Raw genomic sequence first — 3,477 nt, forward strand, 5'->3', positions numbered from 1 at the left:
TTGACATTTCTTAGCTGGACTCTTTAAAGTTCATTCTTAAATATGGAACTGAAGCAAACAAAAGAAGCACTGCCAGCAATATTGCCATTGCAGATGCGTAACCCAGATTTAATGCATTTCCCTTATTGAAAATATAAACACTGAGCGTCTGAGTCGAATAAGCCGGTCCCCCTTCTGTCATGTTAAAGATCACATCTACAGAATTGGCAACCCAGATGACACGAAGCAGTACCGTAACATAAATGGTGTTTTTTATTGATGGAATTGTTATATAAAATAATTTCTGCCAGAAAGATGCCCCGTCGATGTCAGCGGCTTCATAAATCTCAGTGGACACTCCCTGCAAAGCCGCCAGAAGCATCAGCGAAAAGAACGGAATTCCCTGCCAGATAATTGTCACAATGACACTGGGAAACGCAGTCGTCACCTGAGAAAGAAACGGAATTTTATTGGTTATTAAATGGGTTTTTACCAACAGATCGTTTAATACGCCAAAGTTACCGTCATAAATCCATCTCCACATTAACCCGATCAAAACCCCCGGTGTTACCCAGGGAATCATGCTGACTGCCCTTATCACTCCCCGCCCCGCAAACTCCTTATTCAGAAAAAGAGCCAGTATAAAACCAAACAGGAACTGAAAACCAACACCACACACCACCCAGACTATGGTCCGAATGAGAGCCCCCTGAAAAAGCGGATCCCTGCACGCTGCCAAATAATTGGAAATCCCGTTAAATGCAATCTGCTTCGGTCTTCTGAGGTCATAGTTCTGGAAGCTCATAATAATTGCATTGAAAACCGGTATAAATACCACGCACAGGATGATCAGCACTGCCGGAGCAACTAATACATACGGCCATACCGTCCGTTTCTTAACCATTTGTATTTCCCCTCCTAACTGGTTGGGGCTGCATACGAAGCAGCCCCGACATATAAATCTGCTATTGATAAAGTCCATCCTGTAAGGTCTGCATACACTGTTTGGCTGTAATGCTGCCAGTCAGCGCCTGAGACACCGTATTCGGCCAAATATTTGAAATCCATTCGGTTGTTGTATCAAGAATCGGAACGATACCCGCATGACCCTGTCCGTCAATAGATGCTTTCATAAAACGGTTGTTCTGGAAGAAATCAGACGCCTGAACGCTCTTACTTACAGGAACATTTCCGGTTCCCTCACACCACATTTTCTGACCTTCCCCCGCGGCTAAATAAGATACCCACTCAAAGGCAGCCTGTTTATTCTTACAGGATTCAAATATAACTGTTTCCGTATCACCCATTGATGTCCACTGACTCTTGCCTGCCGGGAATGGGAAAGCGGAAACATCATCTCCCAATAGCTTTTCCATATCCTTGCTGGAGCCTGTATGGTGAATGGTCATAGCTGCAAGCCCTGACTGGAAATTGGCAATGATCTCGCTAAATCCATCACTGGTCGCTGTAGGTGGTACATAACCTTTTTGATAAATATCAATAAAATCCTGCATGCCCTGAACCGCTTCAGGAGTCGTCAGATCTTCAAAGCTGCCGCCCCGTCCATAGATAAAGCTGCCCCATGGCTCCTGGCCTCCCTTTGCGCCTCTCATGCCAAAACCGTATATATCAGTCTTTCCGTCTCCATTGGTATCCATGGTGCACTTTTCAATTGCCTGCAAAAATTCCTCATAGGTCTTCGGCACTTCAATTCCTGCCTTTTTGAAGATGGATGGTCTGTAATATACATAAAGGACCTGAATATTCCATGGCATTACATAGATCCGCTGCATATCACCAGCTTCTACCATAATGTTATAAATATTCTCATCAATATCAGATTTTTTATCCCAGGCATCAATCATCGGCGTTAAGTCAGCCAGAAGACCGTTATTAACAAATAATGGTGTGGAAGTGAGCTTCCAGGTTGCACAGTCTACATCTCCGCCACCCATCTTTGCATTAAATAAATTCTCCGAATAAGCACCTCCATCCCATGGACTTTCTTCCCCAATAACCGTAATACCCTTACCGTTTTCAGCATTAAATTTCTTAATGATGTCCTGCATAAGCTGGGAATAATCTGTATTGTCTGCCCAGTAACGGAATTTGATTTCACAAGGTTTGATTTCATCGGCAGGTGCCTGTCCCTCCTTTGACACAGATGCCACGGTGGTGGCTGCCGTTGTCTCTGCCGCCGCTTCCGTTGTCTCTTTGCCGCCCGAAGAACAGCCCGTCATTGCTCCTGCTGCCATAAGAACCGCCATGGCAACTGCCATTGTTTCCTTTCCAAATAATCTTTTCTTCATTTTTGTTCCTCCCTTTCCCTTACATCAGTTAATGTATCCCATACATGCCGTTCGGCCAGAAATTTGGCTTCCATATAGTTGCCGTCGGCAATGGCTTTATAAATACCCCTGTGGCTTCGTTTTGCCCGTTTAAAGCTCTCCAGGTCATTATGGGTTTCTACGTGGCTGCGCCGGATAGATTCATTAATAATAGGAACCACCCGAATGAGCACCTCATTATGTGTGCATTCTGCAACGGCTGTATGGAATTGGACATCCATCTCCGCGGTAGAAGCGCTGTTAATTTGAATCCGTTCCATCTCCTCAACAAGTCTTTCAAGATTTTTAATATCCTGGGGGGTAGCCCGCTGCACAGCCAGCCCTGCAATTTGAGGTTCAATCAGCATACGGGTCTCAAAAAGATTTTGAATCAGATATTTTTGATTGGTAAAGTGCAGACCCAGCGGGTCATCTCCTATGCCGGTTCCTGCGCTGATAAAAGTACCACTGCCCTGGCGGATAACCACTACATTTTCTGCTCTCAAAAACTTCATGGCTTCTCTTAAAGTAGAACGACTCACCTCAAAAAGTTCTGCCAGTTCCTTTTCTGTTGGCAGCCGGTCTCCAGGCCTCATCTCTCTTTGTATGATCATTGTTTTTACCTTTTGTGCGACGGCCATAGGTAACGCATCAATATTCTGCATCTGATCTGAATTTCTCCTCATGGCATTCTCCTTTATCAAAATCGCAATTGGCGTTTTGCATATATTTTATTTTTCTAATCACATGTATTTGGTAAATTTTATTTATCGTCTGACCTTATGCTAGCATAACATACGATGTATGTAAATACGATTTTAGTAAATATTTTACTTTTCATCATATTATGACAATTACACTATGCATTTTTGTTCATATTGTATAATTTATTAAAAAAATTCATCATACCTTTAATACATAGATCATACCAATTGGTATGTTGTTTATTGTTTTAAATCTTTTTTTCAAAAAATTGATGAAATTATAATAATGATTTTTGAAGTACTTCATTAAATAAGCTGCACAGTTACTTTTTAATTTTACATATTTAATTCATTATTTTTTTGCTAATTATAGTATTATTTATATCATTTTGAAATATTCTGAAAATCCCCTTCTTTTTTATTGAAAAAGCATTTTCACTATTTTAGTATCTATTTATAGTTCTGGA

The 3,477-nt window shown here is 41.6% G+C and carries 3 protein-coding genes; all 3 read right to left on the reverse strand.

Annotated features, from left to right (window positions below; genetic code table 11):
• Positions 1-10: 10 nt before the first annotated feature.
• The 3 genes from DS742_RS28175 to DS742_RS28185 all read right to left on the reverse strand — a co-directional run bounded on the left by DS742_RS28175 (position 11) and on the right by DS742_RS28185 (position 2,992).
• Positions 11-883, reverse strand: coding sequence for a carbohydrate ABC transporter permease (locus DS742_RS28175; RefSeq protein ID WP_117420219.1), 873 nt, complete (start codon positions 881-883; stop codon positions 11-13).
• A gap of 61 nt (positions 884-944) precedes the next feature.
• Positions 945-2,288, reverse strand: a complete 1,344-nt coding sequence (locus tag DS742_RS28180; RefSeq protein ID WP_117420220.1) for an ABC transporter substrate-binding protein — start codon at positions 2,286-2,288, stop codon at positions 945-947.
• Complete coding sequence (locus tag DS742_RS28185) at positions 2,285-2,992, reverse strand: FadR/GntR family transcriptional regulator (protein ID WP_117420221.1); 708 nt, start codon at positions 2,990-2,992, stop codon at positions 2,285-2,287. The genes DS742_RS28180 and DS742_RS28185 overlap by 4 nt, the downstream gene beginning before the upstream one ends.
• Positions 2,993-3,477 lie beyond the last annotated feature (485 nt).

Source organism: Lacrimispora amygdalina (assembly GCF_003432035.1).
GTDB lineage: Bacteria > Bacillota > Clostridia > Lachnospirales > Lachnospiraceae > Lacrimispora > Lacrimispora amygdalina.

Bases quoted from the DNA above. Each gene is read 5' to 3' on its own strand.
- DS742_RS28175 (WP_117420219.1), bottom strand. From the start codon at position 883: ATGGTTAAGAAACGGACGGTATGGCCGTATGTATTAGTTGCTCCGGCA.
- DS742_RS28180 (WP_117420220.1), bottom strand. From the start codon at position 2,288: ATGAAGAAAAGATTATTTGGAAAGGAAACAATGGCAGTTGCCATGGCG.
- DS742_RS28185 (WP_117420221.1), bottom strand. From the start codon at position 2,992: ATGAGGAGAAATTCAGATCAGATGCAGAATATTGATGCGTTACCTATG.